A 21,610-nucleotide genomic window follows, 5' to 3' on the forward strand; every position below is an offset into this window, starting at 1 on the left:
CTAAATTTGTATTTTTAAATAGTTTTCACCCTTCGCTCATGACATATATCAAACCGATATTCCGTTTGCTCTTGGTATTTTCGCTTTGTTTTTGCCATTATATTGCACAAAGTCAAATCCAACAGATCAACCAGCAACTTGGTGCACTGCCTTTGGTTAAGGACAGTGTTAGCCTGGTGAACGGCCTCAACAGATTGGGCACACTCTATCGTAGCAGAAATGCAGATAGCTGCTTTTATTACGGCTTAAATGCCAAGCGCATTGCCGCTCGTTTACATTACCTTAAAGGTCAAAAAGATGCCGACCAATTAATTGCCTATGCCTTTTTTAAACGAGGGCTATATGCCGAATCGCTGGATTTGCTTGGTAAAATATTACCCTATTATCAGAAAACCAAGGATACCGAGAAAATGATTCGGGTAAATCTGGATAAGATTGAGGTGCTGAACAAAGGAATTTCCGACAGGGCAAAGATCCGATCGCTTTTACAAAGCACCATCCAAACGGGAAAGGAATTGGAAAAAGACAGCATCATGTCGGAAGTATATATCAGCTATTGTAACCGAAATTCTGATCTTACCGCCGATAGCATCAAATATTACCTGAACAAATCTGCCGAAATTGCCCATCGCTACAAAGACGAACGGATGTTGATCTATATTCAGTTGTGGCAAACACGTTTATTGATCTTGGAGCACAAGAAACAGGAAGCATTACCGCTGATCAGGCAATTGATTTCCGATTGTCGGCGCATTGGGAATACCAGCATGGAAATTAATGCCCTTTTTCTCATGACCGGCTATTACGATGACCAGCCCAAAAAAGCACTTGATTACCTTTATCAGGCTCATGAAGTGGCATTGAAAAGCGGAGACCAATCCATAGAAATTTATGTGTTAACGAATGCTTTGGAAATGGCCAAGCAGCTGGGCGATAAGGATGCGATCATCAATGTGCATGTGAAGTTGGAAGAGGCCATGTCGGCCGAATGGGAAAAATCAAAAAAGTTCATCAGCGATTATGTACGATACAATGCCGTACAGGACGACAACCGATTACTGAATCAAAAAAATGCACAACAAACAGGCTACCTGATCGTTTTTGGAGCTTGCCTGATCGTAGTGGTGTTGGCCCTGCTTAAGGTATGGCATAACCGAAAACGTTTATTGGTACTGAACAAGACCATTCGCGAACAAAATGCTTCCATGCAGAAAACCTTGCATGCACTGGAGCAGAGCCAAGAGGATAATACCCGCATGATGCAGATTGTGGCACACGACCTACGCAATCCCATAGGTGGCATGTACTCCATCGCATCTATGATGTTAGCGGATGATGGCCGTACGGACGAGGACAAAGCGTATTTGGAAATGCTCAAAACCACTGGAAAAGTCTCTTTAGATCTGGTGAATGATCTATTGCTGATCCAAACCAAAAAAGATGACCTGAAAAAGGAATCGGTTGATTTGGTCGAAATGCTACACTATTGTGTGGAACTGCTGCACCACAAAGCAGCACAAAAACAACAACAGATCCGTTTGCAGGCAGCTCCCGCGATCAGCATTTTAGCTAATCAGGAGAAGTTATGGCGAGTGATCAGCAACCTGATTGCCAATGCCATTAAGTTTAGCCCTAAAGGTGCTGCTATTGAGGTGACTTTACAGCAAAAAACCGATCGGGTATGTATTGCCGTTAGGGACCACGGGATTGGCATTCCCGAGGAAATTGCCGCTAAGGTTTTTGACATGTTTACCGATGCCAAAAGGAAAGGTACCACTGGCGAACAATCTTTTGGTTTGGGTTTGGCCATTTCCAAACAAATTGTGGAAGCCCATGGCGGCAAAATCTGGTTTGAAAGCGAGGCAGATCATGGAACAGTTTTTTATGTGGAACTGCCGTTAACTTAAGATAGATGCGTTATTGCCAAACCATCCTAATTCTACCATGCCGCATTCGCGCTATATTTATAAAGATTACTGTTACCTCAACAGCTATTCCCAGTACTCAATAACTAAATTCATAGCTCCACGAATTTTGGAGCCTGGTCCCATAAAAATCTTCTACTTTTACCAGATCGCCTTTTTCATTGTAGTCAAAAATCTTTTGGTATACCATGGTGCCCGTAAATGTTCCTGCATTCCATATCGGCAGGGCATCGGGAAAAGATACGTTGGAATTGAAACCCATGGTAATTTTCTTCAGGTGATCACCTTCATACAAAAATTTTGCTTCTTTAAAGTTGGTCCCTGATTTTGCGGTGTAGCCCGATAGTCTTCCCTTGGCATCATAGCTATAGGAGAAATGGAAGGTTCGCTTTTCACCAATCTCTTCCTTAGAGATTTTCTCAGCCAGTTTGCCATTTTTCCATACATATTGAACGGTTTTCATTAAGGTATTTTCTTTGGGATGCTCATAGAATTCCTTTGATTCGATCAAATTTCCGGCGACATCATAACGATACTGCATGCGCTTCTTTGAAATAGAACCCGTCATTTGGCTGGTCATTTCTATCATTAATTTCCCTTTGTATCGGTATTTTCGTTGTATGGTCAACCTGCCTGCGGTAAAATCACTTCGTTGCAACAGGTTCCCGGCAGCATCATAACTGAATAGGGCACGTTGGCTGGCAACGGTATCGCCTTTGGTATTATAGTCCATGTTGTAAAATTGTAATGGAACGCCTGGCGATAGATAGGTGGTTTTACTGGTCCAAACCGTTTTATTCTTTAATCGGTTTGAACGCCAGCTCCATGTTTTACCATCCTTGCTATGGGTATAGGTAGTGATCGATTCGGGCCTGCCTTCATAAAAGCTCTTGGTATAAATTTTACGTCCCTGACCATCAAAACGATTGATATCAAGCGTATCACGTCCTTTTATAAAGGTCACCTTTTGCTTCCAGGCCTTATTTACCACCAATTGAGGATAAATCTGTGTAGGATCGATTTCTATTTTGTCTTCTGGATTTTGGTAGCTCTGCTGCGCACTAACGGCAGATGACAAGATCAGCAGCGAGCATATAGAGAGGGTTTTAAGCGATTTGAACATCCCCCAAGATAGAAAATATTTGAGAATTCTCTACTGGGTAGAAATTAGGGTTATTTGTGATGGCGTTATTGCCAGGCACTTTCTTTCCCCAATTTTGGCTAAGTTATGCCAAACCCTCGTTACACATACAGGTTGTAAACGAAAAAAATTGCACATAAACTCTTGTATTTTAATTACTTAAACCATAAATTAGTTTTTCAAACCATTAAACCAAATGAGAAACTATTTCACAAAAACACTAACATCAATACCTGATGGCTACCCCAAAACCTTAGCTCCATTAAAGAAAACAGATAGGCTCAAAACCCTGTGGAGCACATAGCCACACCTGATTATAACACTTATCATTTTAAAATACGACAAAAATGACGCGATGATCTTACGATAGAAATAGCTCCTCTTCCTCCATATTTAAATTCATCTCAAACGCTACCTATGGAAAAGAAAACACCTCGGGTAATTTTGTACCCTGATGACCTTCATAACTTTTGTGCTTGCGACAAGGCCCGTTATAAGCTTTATAACCATATACGCCAAGAGTTTAACTTGCCTAAATCCAAGCGGATTACCATTTACCACCTGCGAGATTATTTTAACATTTCACTAGTGGATGCCCGCCAAGCTATTTTTGGAGAATAAGGGCATTCCAAAAGTACCTTTGCATACCCGAAAAAATCTTTCTTTCGGGTAAAAGTACTTTTTCTTCCTTTTTTAATCGGCTTTCTTCTTTTGCTTAGCCCCTTTCTTCCTTTTCCAAATCTCTTTCCTCCTTTGCTAAGCAATATGCTTCCTTTTCCAAGCATGCTTCTTCCTTTGCCAAGTACTTTTCTTCCTTTGCTAAAGGCCTTTCTTCTTTTTCCAAGAACCTTTCTTGCTTTTCTGAGTACTTTTCTTTTGGGTGAGCAGCCATTTAATGGCCATCAATATGCCCAAACACAGCCATTATTGCCCTAGTTTGCCAATTTAAGGCCATTATTTCCTCTTTTTATCCCTTCTTTCCCTGTTTTGGCCAATACTGCCCAGTTTTGGACTTTCTTGTCTAAGGGTAAAATAGGATGGCGTAAATTGCTTATCCGCCTGGAAAATGGTTTTCAGGATAAACATTTTTTTATGAAAATTTCAAAACTATTAACCAACTATGGCAAACTGTCTGATGCTAATTTGAACCAAAAGGCCATAGACATTAAAAACTCCTTAACAAACAATCCAAATTTTAACGTTGCTTTGCTCAGCCTCGCTAATTTCACTACCGTACAGGAAGATTTTGAAGCGGCATTGGCATTGGTCACCTCACGCGACCGTGTTAAAATAGCGCTAAAAAACCAGTCGCGTTTATTATTGGTACAGGCCATGTACCAATTGGCCCTCGAAGTGAACGCACAGGCCAATGGCGACCGGGCCAAATTGCTGTCCAGCGGTTTCGACCTCGCCAACGCCGGCGAAAGCAATCCTTTGATCATCCCGCCAACAGATTTTAAAATATCGGAAGGTTTAAATAATGGCGAGTTAAAATTCTCCTGTAAAAAGGTACTCGCTGCAGTTTCTTATCTATTTGAATATACCGACGAAACCCCTGCCGAGGAGACGAAGTGGACAGCCCTCTCGGCCTCCACCAAAGAATTGACCATTAGGGGGCTTCGCAGTGGCACCCGCATTTATGGCCGTATCAAAGCCATAGGTACCAAGGGGCAAGAGGCCTCTTCTGAAATTCTGTCTCGAATTGTACAGTAAAACGTTTCAACTATGGAAAAGCGGGTTTGTGTAGGGCAAGCCTGCTTTTTTTGTGTAAAAAGATTATAGGTTTCAGTGCAAGTTTCTTCGTTTAGTCATAAAAACTATCCCACTCATAAGGCTGAGGATTTATTAATTTATAAACCAATTTTTCTCTGTCAGTTAAATTTTGGTAATAACTACTAAATTCCATTAAATAGTCCTCCCCTTGTCCCATTTTCCAAAACACATCTTGACTATCAATATTTGAGAATTTTATCCACGGTGCTTGAAATGAATTATCAAGCGGTTTAAAGTGCCCAAATTCTTTTAAAAAATCTCTTGCTTCCATTAACGCAAAGCCTAATAAATTTTGGCCACGCCATGTATAAATATTTTCAACATCATCGCTGTCTTGCGAAAGTCCAATACCCCAAATGATATCTAAGGGGCTTGCTTCAACCAATATTCTGTTTTCGGTCTTTAGCAGATAGTCTGCAAATTGAGGATATTGATTAAACTTATGAATGTTACCAAGTTTTACAATGTCGAATTTCTTTTCATCCCAAATTTGATCATTATAATTTAAAACTTGTCGACCAAGTTCTTTTGCTTCCCCTGGTTTGTCACAATTGATGATCTTGTCAAAAATATCCTTGTCTTTAAATAACAACGCTTTTTGAGCCATCATCCAATGCTCAGCAGTTTTGAAAACGACATCATTTACCGTAAATGGGCTTTCGAACCATTGGCTAAAACAAAATTTTCCAGCCTCTTCATTATATTTATTGGTATGTCCCCAAAAGAAAATATATTTCAAAGTGTCTCCACTTTCAAACTTTTCAATTAACCAATTGATATCGTAGTGCTTCTTCATTTTATAATTGTAGGTAGCCAATACTACCATCTAGTTAACAATACCATTCTTTATTTATAAAAGTACTTACAAGAGGTATTTTTTATTTCTTCAAACGAGGTTATGATTTCGGTATTTATATACAAACCTAACCAAACTTCTGTACTTTGTTAAGTTGATTCATAACATCATTACGTCACTTGGGGCTAATAATTTTGATATTGTAGATTTATAATCTGTAAGATGTTCTTTTATATAAACATTAAAATGTTCACGCTGTTCGTCTGTTAATACTGATAACAATGCTTTGAATCTATACTCTTGAAATGCTTGTTTTGTGCGTTTTCCTTCTTTTACTGTCATAATTTTTTTTCTTTCTAAAATACTAAAGTCAGGTTAATTTGTTAAATACCCCACCTTAGCACAAGTTTTAGCGCCAAAGGAAAGCGCTATAGTAGATCTTGTGCCACACTAAACCAAATAAGGTTAAGCTAATCTTCCTTGCTAAGCACAAAACACGAGACTTGAGCCAAGTGGATGAAATGCTAAACACATCAAATGCTTCTTCTCTTTTTTCTTCTGATATAGATTACCACTCCTACCGCTATCAAGACGATTGGAACTCCCACAAGATAGTAGTTAGCTTTTGTGCTTTGTCTTAGTTTCGATATTGGCACCTTTTGGGTTCGGTCTACCTTTTTACCCAATTTAAGGTAGGTTGCCGCCTCAATAATTCTTTCATCACAAAGTTTAGGATCAAAACCATATTTTTTTGCCAATTGGTAGATCCTCATGGCATCTTTAAAATTATTAATTAAAAAGGCAATATTTCCCAGATCATAAAGTAGCACGGCAACAATGTCATCTTTAGGCTTAACAAAGGTATTTCTTTCGTTCAGCTGGTAATATAGGGCATTAAAAAGGTCGGAAAGTTGCTCTTCGCTGTAAGTGCTGTACGGAATAGCGCCATCGCCAAAGTTAGTTTTAAGCAAGTATTGGCTATTGACATAGTTTGCGCCTTTTATTTTAGCTTCTAAAATTCTTACATGAATCCACTCTGATCCATGATGCGACCCTGGGTCAATTTTTACGGCACGTTTAATCCAAAGTAGTGCCTTTTCATTTTGGCCAGCGAGCTCGTAAGCTGTACCCAAGTTGGCAGCTGTAATATATCGGTCTGGGCGGCTCAACTCTATTTCAAGATAAATGTTGATGGCTTCTTGATACCGTCCCAAAAAGATGAGCACCAAACCTTTATCCGACAGGTAAGCGATATCGTTGGTGCGCTTGTAAAGACTATCCATTCTTAGCAAGGTTGCAGTCAGTTCCTTTCGATTTATTTCATGTCCATAAGGGACATTTCTAATGGGATCTTCATATAAAAAACTAGCATCTGCCAGTTCAAGATAATCACCATTAATGCATGCAAAGCCTTGATGATAAACGTAAAGGCTAAAAAATAAAGTAAGGATATATTTTTTCATCAGCTAATGAGTTAGGTTAAACGTTTTCTGGCATAAGCGTTATCAATGCTATGCCCAGCAACATGAAACCCCAAATGACAGCGCCTATAATCAGTAAAACCAATTGTCGGGTGTTGAAAGCATTTTGTTCGATCACTATTAAATTGGGTGTATGCCGCCTCGCAAAATCAAAGGCCTTAAATACTGGTATCAAAAACACCACACTCAAAAAGGAGAGGAAAAGAAATGGTAGTGGCAGGTAGGAAAATAAACTAAAAGCAAAGAAACCGACAAATAGCAAAATTGGATAATAGTGCTGGGAATAACCTTGTTGCTTTGCATAGCGCAATACTTTAGTAAATAACAACGGTAGAAAGATGATGCTAAACATGGTTCTTACGGCGGGTAATAGATTTAGGTTATCTTTTTGATTGAAAAACCGCCAGGCCTTGTAAACCCACCACACTTGGTAAAGCCCAAAGGTTGTAAAACATAACAAAACGGTTTTATTTAAACCTATCAGATACTGGGTTTCTACGTCAGTTTCTTCCTGTTGCATCGTAATGGCAATAGTTTGGTTTTCCATGGTATTGAAGGTAGCGTTTAGCAAATAGATTGGGCAGTTAATTTAATGACCAAGATAAGTGCTAGGCCTTGTAATTGCAAACGATAAAGAATTTCGCTCGTCAAAAGAAAGTGTGCAGAGATGACGAGACTGGAATTGTTGTTGCATTATTCATCACCCACATCTTAGCGCAAGTTTTAAGGCCAAAGGAAAGGATGACCTATGCGAAACCTAGGCAAATAAAGTTATTGGTAATATGCGCAAGTTTACTCAGCTAAGTCTAGAATACAAGATTTGCGCCGAGTTAATTATGAATAATGGGGTTTACTTTGTAGTAATGATTATCTTAGGTCTTTTAGGTCTTGAATATCCTTCGCCGCATAGAAATAGGAAAGTCTTTTTCCTTCACCGCCCATCGCTTCATCAGTAGAAATAGATATATTTAGATTTGGAAACAAATAATTTCCTGCGTTTGCTTCATAAGCTTCATTAAAAACAGACAGCTTATCTAATACTATTTCAATAGGCATTTCAAATTCCAATATTATTCCATGCAACATAATTTTAGCACCACCATGAATTTCTAATTCAGATAAACCACCATTTTTATCATAGTTTAAGAAAAAATAGCTTTTTGATAAATTAGAACTCTCATAAATATCTCTAAGCTGATTTATATCGTAGCTTTTGTCTCCATCGAAAAATTGTGCTAGCTCGATGATTTTATCATCTTCTTTATGTTTTTGATTTAGTTTTTCTCTAACCACTTCTCTACTTTCGGACCATTTTATAGAAATCTTGTCTATTGAGAAGCCTGATTTTGGCGAATAATCTATCGTCATTATTTTATATCTTGTGGCTTTTACTTTTCAAGTTTGAGCCTTGTAATCCTCTTTTACTTTAGCGCAAATCTATATCAAAAGATCTATAGCATAGCTTGCGCCATATCAAATAAAGTTACTATTACTTTGTTAAGTCCAAAATACAAGATTAGCGTTAAGTGGATTATTTACCCTGTGGAAAAGCATCTGATGCACTATAATTGACAATAAGTTTACGCATATGTCCTTTATTGCTAAAGTGTTTACTCACATTAATTGCTCTGTCAAGAAAATCGTTATTGTAGTGAAATAACCGAATAGATTTACAATTCTCATGTTCAAATATTTCTTTAAACATGGTACGATCTGATAAACCGCAGGAGTGTCCCATTACAAATACTTGGTACTCGCCACTATTTAGGTAATTTATTAAATTACGGTAGTTAGGTGTTTTTAAATATTGATAAGATTTTATATGCTTAAACAGCTGGTTATTACGGTACTCTTCAAAAGTAGTATACTGTTTATCATGTTCGTCACCAAAACCAAAAATAATTGGATTATCAAGGTTATTTAATTGTCCGTGTATATAATTTACTTCTTTTTTCCAGAAAACTGTAGGTGTTGTATTTAACTTGTCAAGATATTTTTGCACCGTATCTGTATAATTGAAATTTAAGAAATACAAATTATGCCTTATCTCCGGTATTGTCTTATCATAATTTAAGCTTAATCTGGCAGCTTCATATCCCATAATAGGTTCAAAATCTGAAATTTCATATTTTTCATCTATTGCTTTAAAAAGCTCTTGAATAACTTCAATATTTGCTTGTTCTTGTTGTAAGGTTAAATACGTTTCTAATTTTTGCTTTAGATAAGTAAACTCACTATTTAACTGTTTTACTTTATCCTCATTAAATACGTCGTCTTTATTTCTGCATTTTTTAAGCTGATCGAAATACTCATTTTCAATATCAACCCAGTTGCAATCTTGACAATTAATAATTAAGCTCCTTAAAAAAGCAGATTTAATATTTATGTCAAAAGGATCATTGGTATTATATTTTTTATTAAAACCATCTTTATCAATTGAAGTGATACCATTGATGAATTCATTATTAAAAATTTTATCTATAGTTTGTTCCTTAAATAGATTTGTAATGAAATTAGCTAAATCACCTTCCTCTAGGTTTGTATTAAAACGACCTGGTTTATGAGCATTAACCATACTTATAAAAGAATTAGTATCATTAAATCTAATCTTCAATAATTCATCCTCATAAATCTTAGGATCAAACCCGACATTACTTAAGCAGTCAGCCAAATACCAAATGATAAAATCCTTATAGCTTGTTTTTAAACCGTGAGCTAGGTCAAAACCATTGCCAATTAGTATTAATCTGTTCATACAAAGGCGTTAAATCAAAAATTTTAAGCAAAAAATTTCTTTATTAAAAAAATGCAAGCGCAAGTCCTAGGGCCAAAGGAAAGAGCTTAGCATGACTTGTGCGACACTAAGCCAAATAAGATTAAATATGCACAAGTCACCTCTGCTAAGTCCAAAACACGAGACTTGCGCCAAGTGGGGGTTATTTAGAAATTACTCATAAAAAGCCTCTAAAGCTCTCTATATATACCCTTTAGCTCTAGGCATAGTTTCATCATTTCTTGCCTAGATAAAGTTACATCTTTCTCTGCATGAAGTAGCCTATCAGAAAACACATCGTAAGCCCAGCAAAGCTGTTCATCTACTATTTCATCAACACCTACAACTTTTTCTTGCAGAAAAACTTTGAGTAAGTTGGCTACCAATCTTGACTGTTGCAAGTCGAAAGGCTTTGATTTTGAAACATGAAATTTCAAAGCCCCTATTTTTGTAATTCCATCTTCCCTATATCTAAACACCATGTCAGGATTTACAGAAATTCGTATATCTTCGATTTCTATTGACGTATCTTTTACTTTAATAATCTCATACCCTTCCACTAATATATTGTCGAAGCGCATGTTTCTGACTTTAAGAATAGCTTCAATAGAAACTTGTTTATCCCTTGCCGCATTTTTCTTTTCTTCTGGCAAAGCCTTTATCTCTTCAACAGCATTATCTAAAACGGTAATATTTGACACATCCGAGAAGTATTCCTTCATTCTCTTCTTCGCAAGCCGATACCACATTATAAGAATTCTATTGACCTGCAATTGCTGTTTAACTATCCTTGTCTTGCCTTTACTCGTACCCAAACTAGCTTCTACCAATTGATTTAATGAAATTGTAAATATTGACATATCACCTTTTTAATTAGTTTTCTTTTTAAGATATTTTACCATCGACCTTTCCCACTCATCAACATTGGTATGTACAACCCTATCTAAATAAGCTGGATGTGACTTTGCATTTTGTTTATCCAATACAAACTTTCTATCAAACTTAGAATAATCAAAAATATATGTAGCATTACCTGTTCTAAGATTTTCAAGTATTATAACATTATCATCCTTAAATTCGAATTGCAGATATTCATTGAACCCGCCGATACCATCAAATATATCTGAGAAACTGTAATCTTGAAGTATAGCAAATCTATAACTATTACCACTTCCATCTGTTGCATTGTAGTCTCCATTAACGATGCGTTCCTTAATTTCTTCTATTTTATCTTCTAACCTACCAACCCCTTGTTCAAGTATTTTTTTATTTAGCCTAGCCGTTATTTTAACTACTGGCTCAAATTTTTCATTGTAAATCTGAAAATATTGCCCAAGAATTACCGAGATATTCATTGCAGACTTTGCCCTTAGAAAATGGTTTTCTTCACTTACCATCGTAAATAACGGAAAGTGAATTATTACTTCTCCTTGGGGAGAAATATGGCGATATAATTTTAGTTCAAATTTATGAGACAACTCCTTCTCCCATACGTGAAATTCCCTGTCGTAAGAAATAATCTTTCCGTGATAATGGCTATAATATTCTATATGCTTTTCAATTGTTTCTTTCCTTTCAGGTTGCTTTCTAACAAACTTACCTTTGACATTCTCTCTTAATGGACCTTTTTTTCCTGAAACAATAAATTCTCTAATTTTACCACTAATTAAATCATTTAAATCTATGTGATTTTTACCTTCATCAGTTAATGTATTCAACCCAAAACCTATGTAATATTTTACATTTTCAACTAACAAATCTTTAAGGTGGCTTTCCGCATTAATAATTCTTCCCATTTTTTACATTTTAATTTTAACAAACTTCTTAACAATCAAGACTGTCAAGCATTCTCTAATAGCTCAAAGCGTTTTACTATTTCACAATACAGTGAATTATGCTTTGGAATGTTCTAGGGATATTTTTTGGAAAAATATTTTCGGGAACTCGAAAATAATATACTTTTGCAAACGTTATTTTTAACAAAAGAGGAATGCCACGAGCAATTACAACTCGTGCCTAGTACATACAACTTGCATCCTTTTTACAATAATGCTCACGAAGCTGGAACCTTCGTGAAGCATTTTTTTACAGACTGGAACTCTGCAACTATCTTAACCTTTCTTTCTTTTCAACCTCCTCATTTTAAGTACATACATCTCGTTATTATCGTAATAATCTTTTTTTATATCAAAAATGACTGTAAAATTCTTATAATCAATATCCAAATCATCAAAGAGATTACCTACGTTTAAGTAATAATAATCTCCCGATTTTGCCACCTTTGCTGTTGATTTATCTTCTTCACTATGTATTAAGTATATATTTTTAAGCTCTTCCCCTTCCTCTCCCGTTGTAGCCACTTTAAAATTTTCTTTGTTTGCTAAATCCATAAAACTAATAGCATCCAGATTAAATCCCAATCTCCCTGTTGCATGAACTGTAGCTTTAGGCTTTACAGGATTGGTGTCTATTTCTATAAATTTTAAATTTATGCTCATATACAAACTATTTACACAAAAATAAGAAACAAATAAATCGATGAAGTTAAAAACTTATTAACATTTATTTCATTTCTAACATATTAATACTTTTTATTAACAAATAATAGCGTTATCCACATAAAACATACAAATAAATACACAAGAAACAAAATTGAGAAAAGAAACAAGGCACAAATAAATGAATAAATGTTAGTAAAGAAAAAGAATGAAACTTATTGTTAAAACGTAAAAACTACGACAATTAGCTATTTAGAAATATCAATAAGGTTAACTAATGAAGTTACAATCATATAAAAAGGGTAATCAATTTATGATGATTCACCTACAAGCTTATAGATATATTTTCCAGGGGATTGCGGTGCTTATTTAGAGCAATTCTTAGCGTCTAAGAAAAGAGCTATAACCTAACTTGTGCGACAATAAATCAAATGAAGGCTAAATAGGCACGAGTCTCCTCTTGCTAAGTTCAAAATAACTCAAAGCACGCAACTACTCTAGTGAAGGGCAAAAACCGTTGGATTTTCTCGCTGATAAATATTTGGAAGAACAGGAACGCAAAACAAAAGGAGAAGATACTTAAGGACTAAAAATCATTAAGTATCCTTTCCATTACCTCTTTCCTTTGAACGACCATACCAATTAGATTGTCGATTAGATCTATGTGTATTTCGTGATATCTTAGCCCATGCTTTTTAAATGATGCCTTCCATCGCGAATGTTCGGCCGAAAAATTGAGCAGGTCACTCTTATAATTTCCGAGTATCTTATAGGCTATTGCCTGGTGGGCTTCATTAGGGAAGGAGGCAATAAATGCATCATAGTCGTAATACTGCGGATTCTTCGCCATCTCCTCTTTCCATTGATAAAGATAGCCTGACTGTTCTATGATAGCCACTGCCCCCTCATCGAATTCGGGATATGTTATAAGAAAGTCCTCCAATTGTTCAAAGGTCTGTATATCCGTTCCGCACAGCACTCTTGCCTGTTCAAATATCCCGCTTTGTATTTCTTCCTGTTTTGATAATATAGGACTTTTTTCGCGAGCATATTCTAGTTCATCTTCATTGCCAATCCTTAAAATACCAGAAATGATCTCGACCTCTCCTGAAGCAATCAAATCCTGTAAGGTACAGTAATCAGGATTCTCAACCAGCTCTACTCCCGCATGGGCATAGGCCTGTGCCACCAGTCTTGAACAGAATTGTCTATTGGCCTCAGCAGCCCCGACCTCCAGACCCATTTCTGCACGAAGCAATTCTCTAAGCGAAGAATACTGGGTACCTATCTTTCGTCTAACAAAATTAGTTGCATTAATTAAAATCTCGTTGCTGCTACTTTTTAAGCGCAATGCCACGACATCGTCTTCCCGTTCAAACGTTCTTCTTGCAGAGTTGCCCGACTGCACTCCGCCTCCATAGGAATGGATATAACTGGAATAGGCCACCACAATCATTGCATGATGATATTTACATCCAGTCCTTTCCTCCATTTGTTTGCTAAGGCCCCTATCGGAAATGATTAATAATATATCTCCCAGCTCAAGTTTGTTCTGGTCAAAAATGTAATTAAATTCACCCATGTTCAGATATTAATAAATCTTGGAAACCTTGCCCAATGCTCCAAATGGCAGGTCGTACTGGTGGTTCTGTTTTTGTTTATCGGTAAGGAGAATTATCTCCATTAGGTTAGCAATAGCATTTGTTCTGATCAATTGAGGATTTGGTGTTAGAAGCAAGTAGGAAGGCATCTTCAGAAACTCATCAGCTAATCGGTCATTGTAGAATTCCATGGGCGCATCTCCCTCATTGGTCGGGTGTACATTCTTATCTCCTGCAAAATTCAGGTTGTTAGCCAACACAAATCGCTCAAACAGTTTGATTTCCTCATCAGTGAATCCTCGAATATTTTCTTCTGAAGCTGGATTAAGGCCGTAATAGAACCATTCAACGTTAAGGCTTCCCATATAGGGTGTTCTATTGAAGGCGAAATGATGTAATGGGGTAATAAATTTTTTGGTCATTTTAGAAAACGTTAATGTTTTAAAGTTAGGAATTATTTATAAGCAAACGAAAAACCTCATCCCAACACAAGCCTTCACCTACGCTAAACTTTAAAAACAAACGAGCCCTATAGGATAACAACAGCTAAGCAAAACCCTTAGCAATTGCACTTAAATAATCCCTCCTATTGGTTTTATCGAACCTGATGTGGTGACAACCATTGAACCTCACAAAGTCCATCAACGCTACGATCAGCTTAGCAATGGTTTCTTTGTCCAGCGCTACCTCCTCAAAATGGATATTGTGCACGAGCAGGATTTTGTTCTTGCGGTCGGCTTTGGAATCCATTCTGGCAATAAAGACCTCGCCCGCTAGAATAGGTAAGGAAAAATACCCATACAAGCGCTTAGGTGCCGGCACAAAGCACTCGATCTGGTAGTTAAATCCAAAAAAATCCTTTAAGCGGTGACGAAAGACATTCAAAATATCGAAGGGAGAAAGAATAAACACCTCGCCCGAAATTGGGGGATTGATGTCCTGCGTGGGCAGCATGTACAGCGGTCCCTTTATGCCATCCACGCTAACCGGGATCACTTGGCCCTGCTGCACCATTTTGGCAAGTTCGGCCTTCACTAAGTTCCCCTTCATTCTTCTTGCCCGCCATGCCATTTCCTTTACGGAGCAGATACCCAAAGCACCCAAAACCCTGCGGATGGTAAAGTTGGCAAATTCTTCGGGCGTTGGCATACGCTGGTCAATATCCGGTGGCACCAAATTCATGGGTACATCGTAACGTTTATGGAACTTTTGGTCGCGGCTGATCATCAGCTTTCCTTCTAGGTACATTCTTTCCAGCGCAATTTTCGAAGGCCTCCAGTCCCACCATCCGGTACTGGCCTCGGTGCGGTCATTTTCGAAATCACTGAGCATCACCGGCCCGTCCCTTTCCACCTGGTCCAATATCTCAGTCATCAGGTGCTCCATCCGTCTATCTACTGCCCTGGGTTTGTTGGCAAAGGCCTGCTTTATTGGAAGGGAAAATCTGAAATCCTTCATGGGCATGAAGCCTGCATCAGCGGTCATGAATTCGAAAATACGGCCATCATCACTCAACTCCGAAAGCCAGCTGGGCTGGTAATCGGGAATACGCGAATGCATCACATGATGGTGTGCCCGCTCTACCACATAGTTGGTATCTAGCTGCACAAAGCCTAGTTTGTCGATCAACTGATAGGCTGCCTCGATCCCATGACCGAACTGGGCTGGCCTGGCTAGACCTGCCGCATCCAATATGATCCTTCGGGCGGCTGATGACGACAATTTGATGCTTTCCATAAATCCAAAGATAGCAAACTACTTATTTTTTTAACAGACCTAAGTTTTGGCATCAATAAATAGGCTATCCTCATTCATCATAAGAAAAAAACTGGTACAAAAGAACCGTTGCCGGGGCTTACTGATAAAGCCATTGTATTGATTATTCTTTTTGCTACATTTATTACAAATTGGTAGCTATGAAGAAGAAAGTTGTCCTTATTCAAGATAATGAAGATATACTTGATATCATGGATCAGGTATTGGAGGAAGAAGGTTTTGAGGTTACAGCATCGCTGACCACCGAGCCTATAGAAAAAATTGATAAGATAGATCCAGATGTGGTGGTGGTAGATGACCACATTAAGGGGAAAAAGAAGGGATCTGCAGTCATTAAGGAATTAAAATCTGATCCCCAAACTCAGGATGTTTCAGCGGTGCTGACCTCCACATCTTTCAACTTGCCTGAAGAGGCTACAGCATGTAAAGCGGATGACTATATCGAGAAACCATTTGATCTTGACCACATGGTAGAAGTGGTTAAAAAAAATGCTGACTAATGGGCTAAGATTTATAAATGCGATGACCGCAACACCATTGACAACAGTACAATTTAAAAAACATAAAGTAGCATACCGTGTCGCAGCAGTTGTATCACTGGTGCTTGCCGGAATGTTCTATTGGATTTTTAGAGAGGAAGAGGAGACTGTTCCTTTATCCTGGCTTTTTCTGGTTGGCGGCCTATTGTTGTCTGGTTATTGTTTCTGGAATGCACAGCGTAATGCGGTAGTATTGGAGCTGGGACCTAAAGGCATTAAATATCGAAAGTATTTCTATAGCTGGAATAGATTGCGCAGCTATGCGATTCGTGTGGAGGATGATGAGGGCGGCTCCTTTAATTATCTAGTGTTGAATCTGAAAAATTCTAAAGTCCCTTTAGAGATTCAGCTAGATTGGATAAAAGACCAACAGTCTATCAATCAGCATATGGCTGTTTTCGCTCAGGCATTCCAGATTGAATTTGAGGGTTTGCTTAAAAAATAGTCTGCTGAAAGAACTTCTAATGAAACCAGTTTTTTTTGATTTTATAAGAAATATCAATCATTTCGGTGGTGAACTCAGCGACGTTGCTATGCTAGAGTTAGTTTTTTTGGAAAATTATCCAATATAAAACCTATTTGCAGATGCAGAACCCCGTGAAGATATTCTCCAATAAATCATCCACGAATGTCGGTCATTAAAGTTTCGCTAATTAAAGCGTGATGCTAAATTTAGTTAGCCCGCCTTCGGTATGCAGTGAAAATTCAAATCCATGGTTCAACAAGATGTAAATCAATTCGCCTATTTGGAACGAAAGGTGATGGTTACTTTTGACGAATCTAAAATCTCTAATGACATTTGACTTTAGAATTACAACGTTTCATTCTTGATCATATATCTTGGATCTATGCTTACCCCCTTATCTCTCGTTTTGTTCTCATGGTTTGCCTGGTCCGCGGAACCTAAAACACCATTACCAGACAATTTTATCATACTTTCAGGAAAAATTACCCACGTGTCCCCACAGACTAACGGAAAGACCACTATAGAACTGACGGGGCCTTTTGGAAGCAATACCCCAAGCAAAATCATCCCGCTGCAAAACGATGGCTCGTTTACGGATACCATCAAAGGGGTATCTGGAGTATATATGCTATTGGATGACAAGAACCAGATTAGCCTGTATCTGGAAAAATCTAAGCGATATAGCATTTTTTACGATGCAGACCAGTTTAAAAAGAGACCTGTTACATTAGGTGGTGCAGACACCGCTATCAATAGGTATTATATAGAAAAATCCCAGCATCGTTTATTTTTCGATCCTACCGGAAGTGGCAAAACAGAAGCCGAATGGCGACAGTTTATTGGGGAGCTTAAGGCCAATGCCCTAGAAAAGATAAAAAAATCGGCCCTTCCACCTAAACTGGCATCATTTGAGACAAAGAATACAGAGTACAAATACTTGTTCGACCTATTCTTATACCTAGCTTACAAGGAAATGGATGATCCCAAATTTAAACCAAGTGCCATTTCTGTTAAAGAACTGGACATCGATTACAGTAATGAAATAGCTTTCAAAAGCTACTCTCCTTACTGGCGGCTGGTAACCGAACATCACTTTATGCGTTTTCAAAGGGAAGAAAAGAAATTAGGTAAAGGCAAAAAAATAGCCTTCTTCTCTTCAACCATACAGAATGAAACCATACGTAACGTGATGATTGGTGAAGTGGCTATCAGCGAATTAAAAGCTGCAGAAGATATAGACATTTTTTATACAGATTTCTCTAAGTCTTACACCGGCACTGATGAGAAACTATTAGAGCGATTGAAGGATACTTACTTACGATTGGGAAAACTTAAAAAGGGGACGTTATCTCCCAAATTCACCGACTACCGAAACTTTAATGGCGGGACCAATTCACTAGAAGACTATAAAGGGAAATACGTTTATATAGACCTCTGGGCTTCCTGGTGTGGCAACTGCTGGAACGAAATGCCATACCTGAAACAACTAGAAGAAAAATATCTTGGGAAGAACATCGTTTTTTTAAGTATTTCTACAGATGAAAAGACCAAAGACTGGGAAAATACCATCACAGAACAAAAGTTAACGGGCATACAATTGCTCCAAACACCAAACAATAAATCTTTCACCCGTGAATATGCGGTGTATGGAATCCCTAGGTATATCTTTCTAGACCCGGATGGAAAAATCATCGACTATAATGCCCCCAGGCCCTCAGACATGAAAGAACTAGCAGCATTATTTAGAAGTGTAGGACTGTAACAGATTGTACTAGGAGAATTTACCATAATTGATCTCAAAATCATTTGCGCTCTTCACCGCTCCTATGATAAATATTTTTTTACCCAATGTTTCAAAGGCTAAGGGCAATTGCTTTAAAAAATCTACACCAATGGGATCAATACCTGCAGTTGAAATAAAAAAGCAGTCATAATTGTAATTTTGGGATACGATCATATTTAGCACCCCCATGGCATTATTGCCCTTCACTTTTTGTTTGCGCAAATGGGCTAGGGTTATATTCTTGATCTCCGAAACCATTGGAAATCCAAGAAACAGTGTTCTCTGTTTTGTTTTCTCACTGAGTTCATTTAGCGTAACTTTTATCATGGGATCTCCATAATAAAAATCATCTATTTCATAATAGGATTCCTTAGCATCTAAAGCTATTGATATACCATTTATTGTTATCGTTTCCATAGTGTAAGTTAAAGCATAATGCTAAATTTAGTTAGCCCACCTTCGGTATGCAGTGAAAATTCAAATCCATGGTTCAACAAGATTGCTCTCACCAAGGTTAATCCGATCCCCTGCCCATCTTTTTTGGTACTAAAAAACGGACTGAACAATTGTTCGGCATCACCTTTTGCAATTCCGGCCCCATTGTCGGTAATCACCAACCGATGCTCCACGGGGTTGAGTGTAATGGTGATCAATCCCTCAAGTTCAATTGCCTCCATGGCATTTTTCAGAATATTGATCAGCGCTTGTTCCAACAGTTGTGCATCGGCCTGAAGGTAATAAGGTTCATTTGGCAAAACCAATTCAATGTGAACCTGCTTCTCTTTGGCAGAAAAAAGCATGAGTTCCGACAGGGATTTTACAAGACTTACCAGGTCTATTTGCTTTTTATTAGCCTCTGGCAGCTTTACCAGATCCGCAAAGTTGCGCATAAAAACATTGAGGTTTTGGTTTCTATCAATGGCTACCTGCAAAGCGTTGTTCAACAATGGATCACTGGTGATCGGCTCATTTTGTTGATGTGCCAATACCGAGTTCATGATAGAATTTACGGGGCCTATGGTATTGTTTACTTCATGGGCCATCATTCTAATGACTTTGCTGTACACATTTTTCTCCGCTTCAAAAATTTCGGTAGTTACTTCTGCAATCATCATAAAAACCCTTTCAAAACCACGGTCAATAAACTTAGATTTCTGCACCTTATAAGAGCGTAGTCCACCGATCTTAATGATTTTTTCCCCTCCTATCTGCAAGGTTTTTAACTGCGCTAAAAGATTTGGGGAAGCGCTGATGATTTCCTTTGCTTTGGGGTTGATCTGTTTCACTTCGCCATCATAGTCCAAAATAACAATGCCTGTTGGCGAAGTTTGGATCAGCTTCTCCAAGAAAAAATGCTGTTCCTGCTGTTTGGTACGTTCAGTCCTGAGCTCGTCTATCATCCGGTTATAAACATCCACCAGTTCATCAACCTCCTTTTGCCCCGTTGCCAAAAACTTAACGTTAAAGTCTTGATCCTTGATGGCATTAACGCCTTGTTTTAAATACACGAGCGGGTTGATGAGCTGTTTATACAAACTCAAAGAAATCACGATAGAAACAAGGATAATGGCTTCGGCCAAAATGAATATCAGTTGATGGGCTTCAAAAATAAAGTAGCTCATCACCAGGCAGACCAAGTGGAGCGATACCATAAAGATGATATACTTAGTCTTCAGTTTCATTAAAAGGAATTTGATATTTTTCGAGCCTGCGGTATAGGGCATTTCTGGTAATGCCCAACGATGCCGCAGCTTTGGTGATCCTATTCTTATGAAAATTCATGGCCTGTTTTACCATTTCAGCTTCCATTTGGTCGAGCGTAATGGTACCCACCCCAGGCAATTTGATGTGATTGTTTTTTAAGGGCGAAAGATGTATTTGTGCTTGAAAATCGTCGACACTCAGCTCATCTTTGTCGCTGATCAGTACGGTGCGTTCCACCAGATTTTTAAGTTGCCTAATGTTACCGGGCAAGGGCAATTGTTGCAACCAACGCATTGCCGAAGGTGCTACGGTTAATTTTGGCCTGTTATAAATTTCCTTAAGGTTGTTGATGAAGAAATTAACCAGCAAGGGAATATCGCCCTTCCTTTCGTTTAAGGCTGGCAGGTGAATGGTCACCAGATTTATCCTATACAATAGATCTTCCCTAAAAGCACCCATCTGCACCATTTCATTTAGGTTTTTATTGGTAGCGCACACCACTCTTGCATCAACGGTCTTTGTTCGGCTGCTTCCTAATACCTCATAGGTTCTGTCTTGCAAAACCCTGAGTAGTTTAACTTGGCTACTGGCTTCAAGGTCTCCAATTTCGTCTAAAAAAATGGTTCCTTTATGGGCCATTTCAAAACGTCCCATCCTATCGAAACGTGCATCTGTAAAAGCACCACGAACATGCCCAAACATTTCGCTTTCAAATAAGGAGGTAGAAATACCGCCCAGGTTTACTTTCACAAAAGGCTTTCCACTTCTGGTACTATTTTCATGAATGGCTTCGGCAATTAACTCCTTTCCGGTACCGCTTTCGCCGGTAATCAATACCGAGGCGTTGGTAGCTGCCACTCTTCCAATCACTTCCAAAATGTTTAATAGGCTTGCGTCTTCCCCAATAATTTGCTGGAACCTATATTTTTTATCGAGCGCTGCTCTGGTTTTGGCAGTGCTTTTTTTGCTGCCGTTCAATTGTAGCAAAGTGGCGATAGATTGCAGCACATAGTCGTTATTCCAGGGCTTGTGTATAAAATCATTGGCACCCAACTTCATTCCCTTTACGGCCAGATCTATACTGGCCCAACCCGTAATTAAAATGATGGGTAAAATGCTATCATAGGCCCTCAATTGCTGGAGCAGGCTCATGCCTTCGTCTCCCGAAGTTTCAATAGAAAAATTGAGGTCAAGGATCACCAACTCAGGCTTTTGAGTTTGTACCTGCTCAAAAGCCTGATTGGCATTACTGGCTGTCATCACTTCATGTCCGGCCCCTTTTAACAAAAGCGTTAGCGAAGTTCTTACGGCAATATCGTCGTCAACAATTAGGATCATATACAAAGTTAAAAGT

Annotated in this window: 24 protein-coding genes; 6 read left to right on the forward strand and 18 right to left on the reverse strand. The window is 38.2% G+C overall.

The features are described from left to right. Window positions 1–38: 38 nt before the first annotated feature. A complete protein-coding gene (locus ABDV71_RS14945) occupies window positions 39–1,907 on the forward strand; it encodes a HAMP domain-containing sensor histidine kinase (protein ID WP_343533932.1) in 1,869 nt (622 codons plus the stop codon). 97 nt (window positions 1,908–2,004) lie between these two features. On the opposite strand, the gene ABDV71_RS14950 is transcribed toward ABDV71_RS14945, so the two are convergent. Continuing rightward, entirely contained in the window at window positions 2,005–3,048 is a 1,044-nt protein-coding gene (locus tag ABDV71_RS14950) for a hypothetical protein (RefSeq protein ID WP_343533933.1), read from the reverse strand. Window positions 3,049–3,483: 435 nt separating this feature from the next. Between ABDV71_RS14950 and ABDV71_RS14955 the strand changes: the two genes are divergently transcribed. Further along, window positions 3,484–3,687 carry a hypothetical protein gene (locus tag ABDV71_RS14955; RefSeq protein WP_343533934.1) on the forward strand — a complete coding sequence of 68 codons (204 nt, stop codon included), beginning with the start codon at window positions 3,484–3,486 and terminating at the stop codon, window positions 3,685–3,687. Between the two features lie 94 nt (window positions 3,688–3,781). On the opposite strand, the gene ABDV71_RS14960 is transcribed toward ABDV71_RS14955, so the two are convergent. Both ABDV71_RS14960 and ABDV71_RS14965 read right to left on the reverse strand, forming a co-directional pair. Then, complete coding sequence (locus ABDV71_RS14960; RefSeq protein ID WP_343533935.1) at window positions 3,782–3,958, reverse strand: hypothetical protein; 177 nt, start codon at window positions 3,956–3,958, stop codon at window positions 3,782–3,784. 62 nt (window positions 3,959–4,020) lie between these two features. Beyond that, on the reverse strand, window positions 4,021–4,152 hold the full coding sequence (locus ABDV71_RS14965; RefSeq protein ID WP_343533936.1) for a hypothetical protein: 132 nt from the start codon (window positions 4,150–4,152) through the stop codon (window positions 4,021–4,023). A 6-nt stretch (window positions 4,153–4,158) separates the two neighbouring features. On the opposite strand from ABDV71_RS14965, the gene ABDV71_RS14970 reads away from it, so the two are divergent. After that, window positions 4,159–4,779, forward strand: coding sequence for a hypothetical protein (locus tag ABDV71_RS14970; RefSeq protein ID WP_343533937.1), 621 nt, complete (start codon window positions 4,159–4,161; stop codon window positions 4,777–4,779). A gap of 91 nt (window positions 4,780–4,870) precedes the next feature. On the opposite strand, the gene ABDV71_RS14975 is transcribed toward ABDV71_RS14970, so the two are convergent. From ABDV71_RS14975 to ABDV71_RS15030, 12 genes are all read right to left on the reverse strand, one after another. Beyond that, window positions 4,871–5,578 carry an NADAR family protein gene (locus ABDV71_RS14975; protein WP_343533938.1) on the reverse strand — a complete coding sequence of 236 codons (708 nt, stop codon included), beginning with the start codon at window positions 5,576–5,578 and terminating at the stop codon, window positions 4,871–4,873. A gap of 216 nt (window positions 5,579–5,794) precedes the next feature. Then, window positions 5,795–5,977, reverse strand: a complete 183-nt coding sequence (locus ABDV71_RS14980; RefSeq protein ID WP_343533940.1) for a hypothetical protein — start codon at window positions 5,975–5,977, stop codon at window positions 5,795–5,797. A 191-nt stretch (window positions 5,978–6,168) separates the two neighbouring features. Then, window positions 6,169–7,098, reverse strand: coding sequence for a tetratricopeptide repeat protein (locus ABDV71_RS14985; RefSeq protein WP_343533941.1), 930 nt, complete (start codon window positions 7,096–7,098; stop codon window positions 6,169–6,171). Between the two features lie 16 nt (window positions 7,099–7,114). Next, on the reverse strand, window positions 7,115–7,663 hold the full coding sequence (locus tag ABDV71_RS14990) for a hypothetical protein (protein WP_343533942.1): 549 nt from the start codon (window positions 7,661–7,663) through the stop codon (window positions 7,115–7,117). A gap of 320 nt (window positions 7,664–7,983) precedes the next feature. After that, window positions 7,984–8,484 (reverse strand): hypothetical protein, encoded by a 501-nt coding sequence (locus tag ABDV71_RS14995; RefSeq protein WP_343533944.1) that lies wholly within the window; start codon window positions 8,482–8,484, stop codon window positions 7,984–7,986. A gap of 163 nt (window positions 8,485–8,647) precedes the next feature. Further along, complete coding sequence (locus ABDV71_RS15000) at window positions 8,648–9,871, reverse strand: AbiH family protein (protein WP_343533946.1); 1,224 nt, start codon at window positions 9,869–9,871, stop codon at window positions 8,648–8,650. A gap of 209 nt (window positions 9,872–10,080) precedes the next feature. Further along, window positions 10,081–10,749, reverse strand: a complete 669-nt coding sequence (locus tag ABDV71_RS15005) for a hypothetical protein (protein ID WP_343533948.1) — start codon at window positions 10,747–10,749, stop codon at window positions 10,081–10,083. 9 nt (window positions 10,750–10,758) lie between these two features. Further along, window positions 10,759–11,685, reverse strand: coding sequence for a hypothetical protein (locus tag ABDV71_RS15010; RefSeq protein WP_343533950.1), 927 nt, complete (start codon window positions 11,683–11,685; stop codon window positions 10,759–10,761). Window positions 11,686–12,000: 315 nt separating this feature from the next. Further along, window positions 12,001–12,387, reverse strand: a complete 387-nt coding sequence (locus ABDV71_RS15015) for a hypothetical protein (RefSeq protein WP_343533952.1) — start codon at window positions 12,385–12,387, stop codon at window positions 12,001–12,003. Window positions 12,388–12,973: 586 nt separating this feature from the next. Next, the gene (locus ABDV71_RS15020) at window positions 12,974–13,969 is read right to left on the reverse strand and encodes a YiiX/YebB-like N1pC/P60 family cysteine hydrolase (protein WP_343533954.1); all 996 of its coding nucleotides are present in this window, start codon (window positions 13,967–13,969) and stop codon (window positions 12,974–12,976) included. Window positions 13,970–13,978: 9 nt separating this feature from the next. Beyond that, window positions 13,979–14,410 carry a hypothetical protein gene (locus ABDV71_RS15025; RefSeq protein ID WP_343533956.1) on the reverse strand — a complete coding sequence of 144 codons (432 nt, stop codon included), beginning with the start codon at window positions 14,408–14,410 and terminating at the stop codon, window positions 13,979–13,981. A gap of 124 nt (window positions 14,411–14,534) precedes the next feature. Beyond that, window positions 14,535–15,725, reverse strand: a complete 1,191-nt coding sequence (locus tag ABDV71_RS15030) for a crosslink repair DNA glycosylase YcaQ family protein (RefSeq protein WP_343533958.1) — start codon at window positions 15,723–15,725, stop codon at window positions 14,535–14,537. A gap of 179 nt (window positions 15,726–15,904) precedes the next feature. On the opposite strand from ABDV71_RS15030, the gene ABDV71_RS15035 reads away from it, so the two are divergent. From ABDV71_RS15035 to ABDV71_RS15045, 3 genes are all read left to right on the forward strand, one after another. Further along, complete coding sequence (locus tag ABDV71_RS15035; protein WP_343533960.1) at window positions 15,905–16,264, forward strand: response regulator; 360 nt, start codon at window positions 15,905–15,907, stop codon at window positions 16,262–16,264. Window positions 16,265–16,286: 22 nt separating this feature from the next. Then, the gene (locus ABDV71_RS15040; protein ID WP_343533962.1) at window positions 16,287–16,748 is read left to right on the forward strand and encodes a hypothetical protein; all 462 of its coding nucleotides are present in this window, start codon (window positions 16,287–16,289) and stop codon (window positions 16,746–16,748) included. A gap of 403 nt (window positions 16,749–17,151) precedes the next feature. Continuing rightward, on the forward strand, window positions 17,152–18,531 hold the full coding sequence (locus ABDV71_RS15045; RefSeq protein WP_343533964.1) for a TlpA disulfide reductase family protein: 1,380 nt from the start codon (window positions 17,152–17,154) through the stop codon (window positions 18,529–18,531). Window positions 18,532–18,540: 9 nt separating this feature from the next. Here ABDV71_RS15045 and ABDV71_RS15050 read toward each other — a convergent pair whose 3' ends face one another. The 3 genes from ABDV71_RS15050 to ABDV71_RS15060 are packed head-to-tail and all read right to left on the reverse strand — an operon-like array spanning window position 18,541 to window position 21,594. Beyond that, window positions 18,541–18,969 (reverse strand): hypothetical protein, encoded by a 429-nt coding sequence (locus tag ABDV71_RS15050; protein ID WP_343533966.1) that lies wholly within the window; start codon window positions 18,967–18,969, stop codon window positions 18,541–18,543. 8 nt (window positions 18,970–18,977) lie between these two features. Further along, complete coding sequence (locus ABDV71_RS15055; protein WP_343533968.1) at window positions 18,978–20,234, reverse strand: ATP-binding protein; 1,257 nt, start codon at window positions 20,232–20,234, stop codon at window positions 18,978–18,980. Beyond that, window positions 20,218–21,594, reverse strand: coding sequence for a sigma-54 dependent transcriptional regulator (locus tag ABDV71_RS15060; RefSeq protein WP_343533970.1), 1,377 nt, complete (start codon window positions 21,592–21,594; stop codon window positions 20,218–20,220). The genes ABDV71_RS15055 and ABDV71_RS15060 overlap by 17 nt, the downstream gene beginning before the upstream one ends. Window positions 21,595–21,610 lie beyond the last annotated feature (16 nt).

The organism is Pedobacter sp., assembly GCF_039594775.1.
In the GTDB taxonomy this organism is placed as follows: domain Bacteria; phylum Bacteroidota; class Bacteroidia; order Sphingobacteriales; family Sphingobacteriaceae; genus Pedobacter.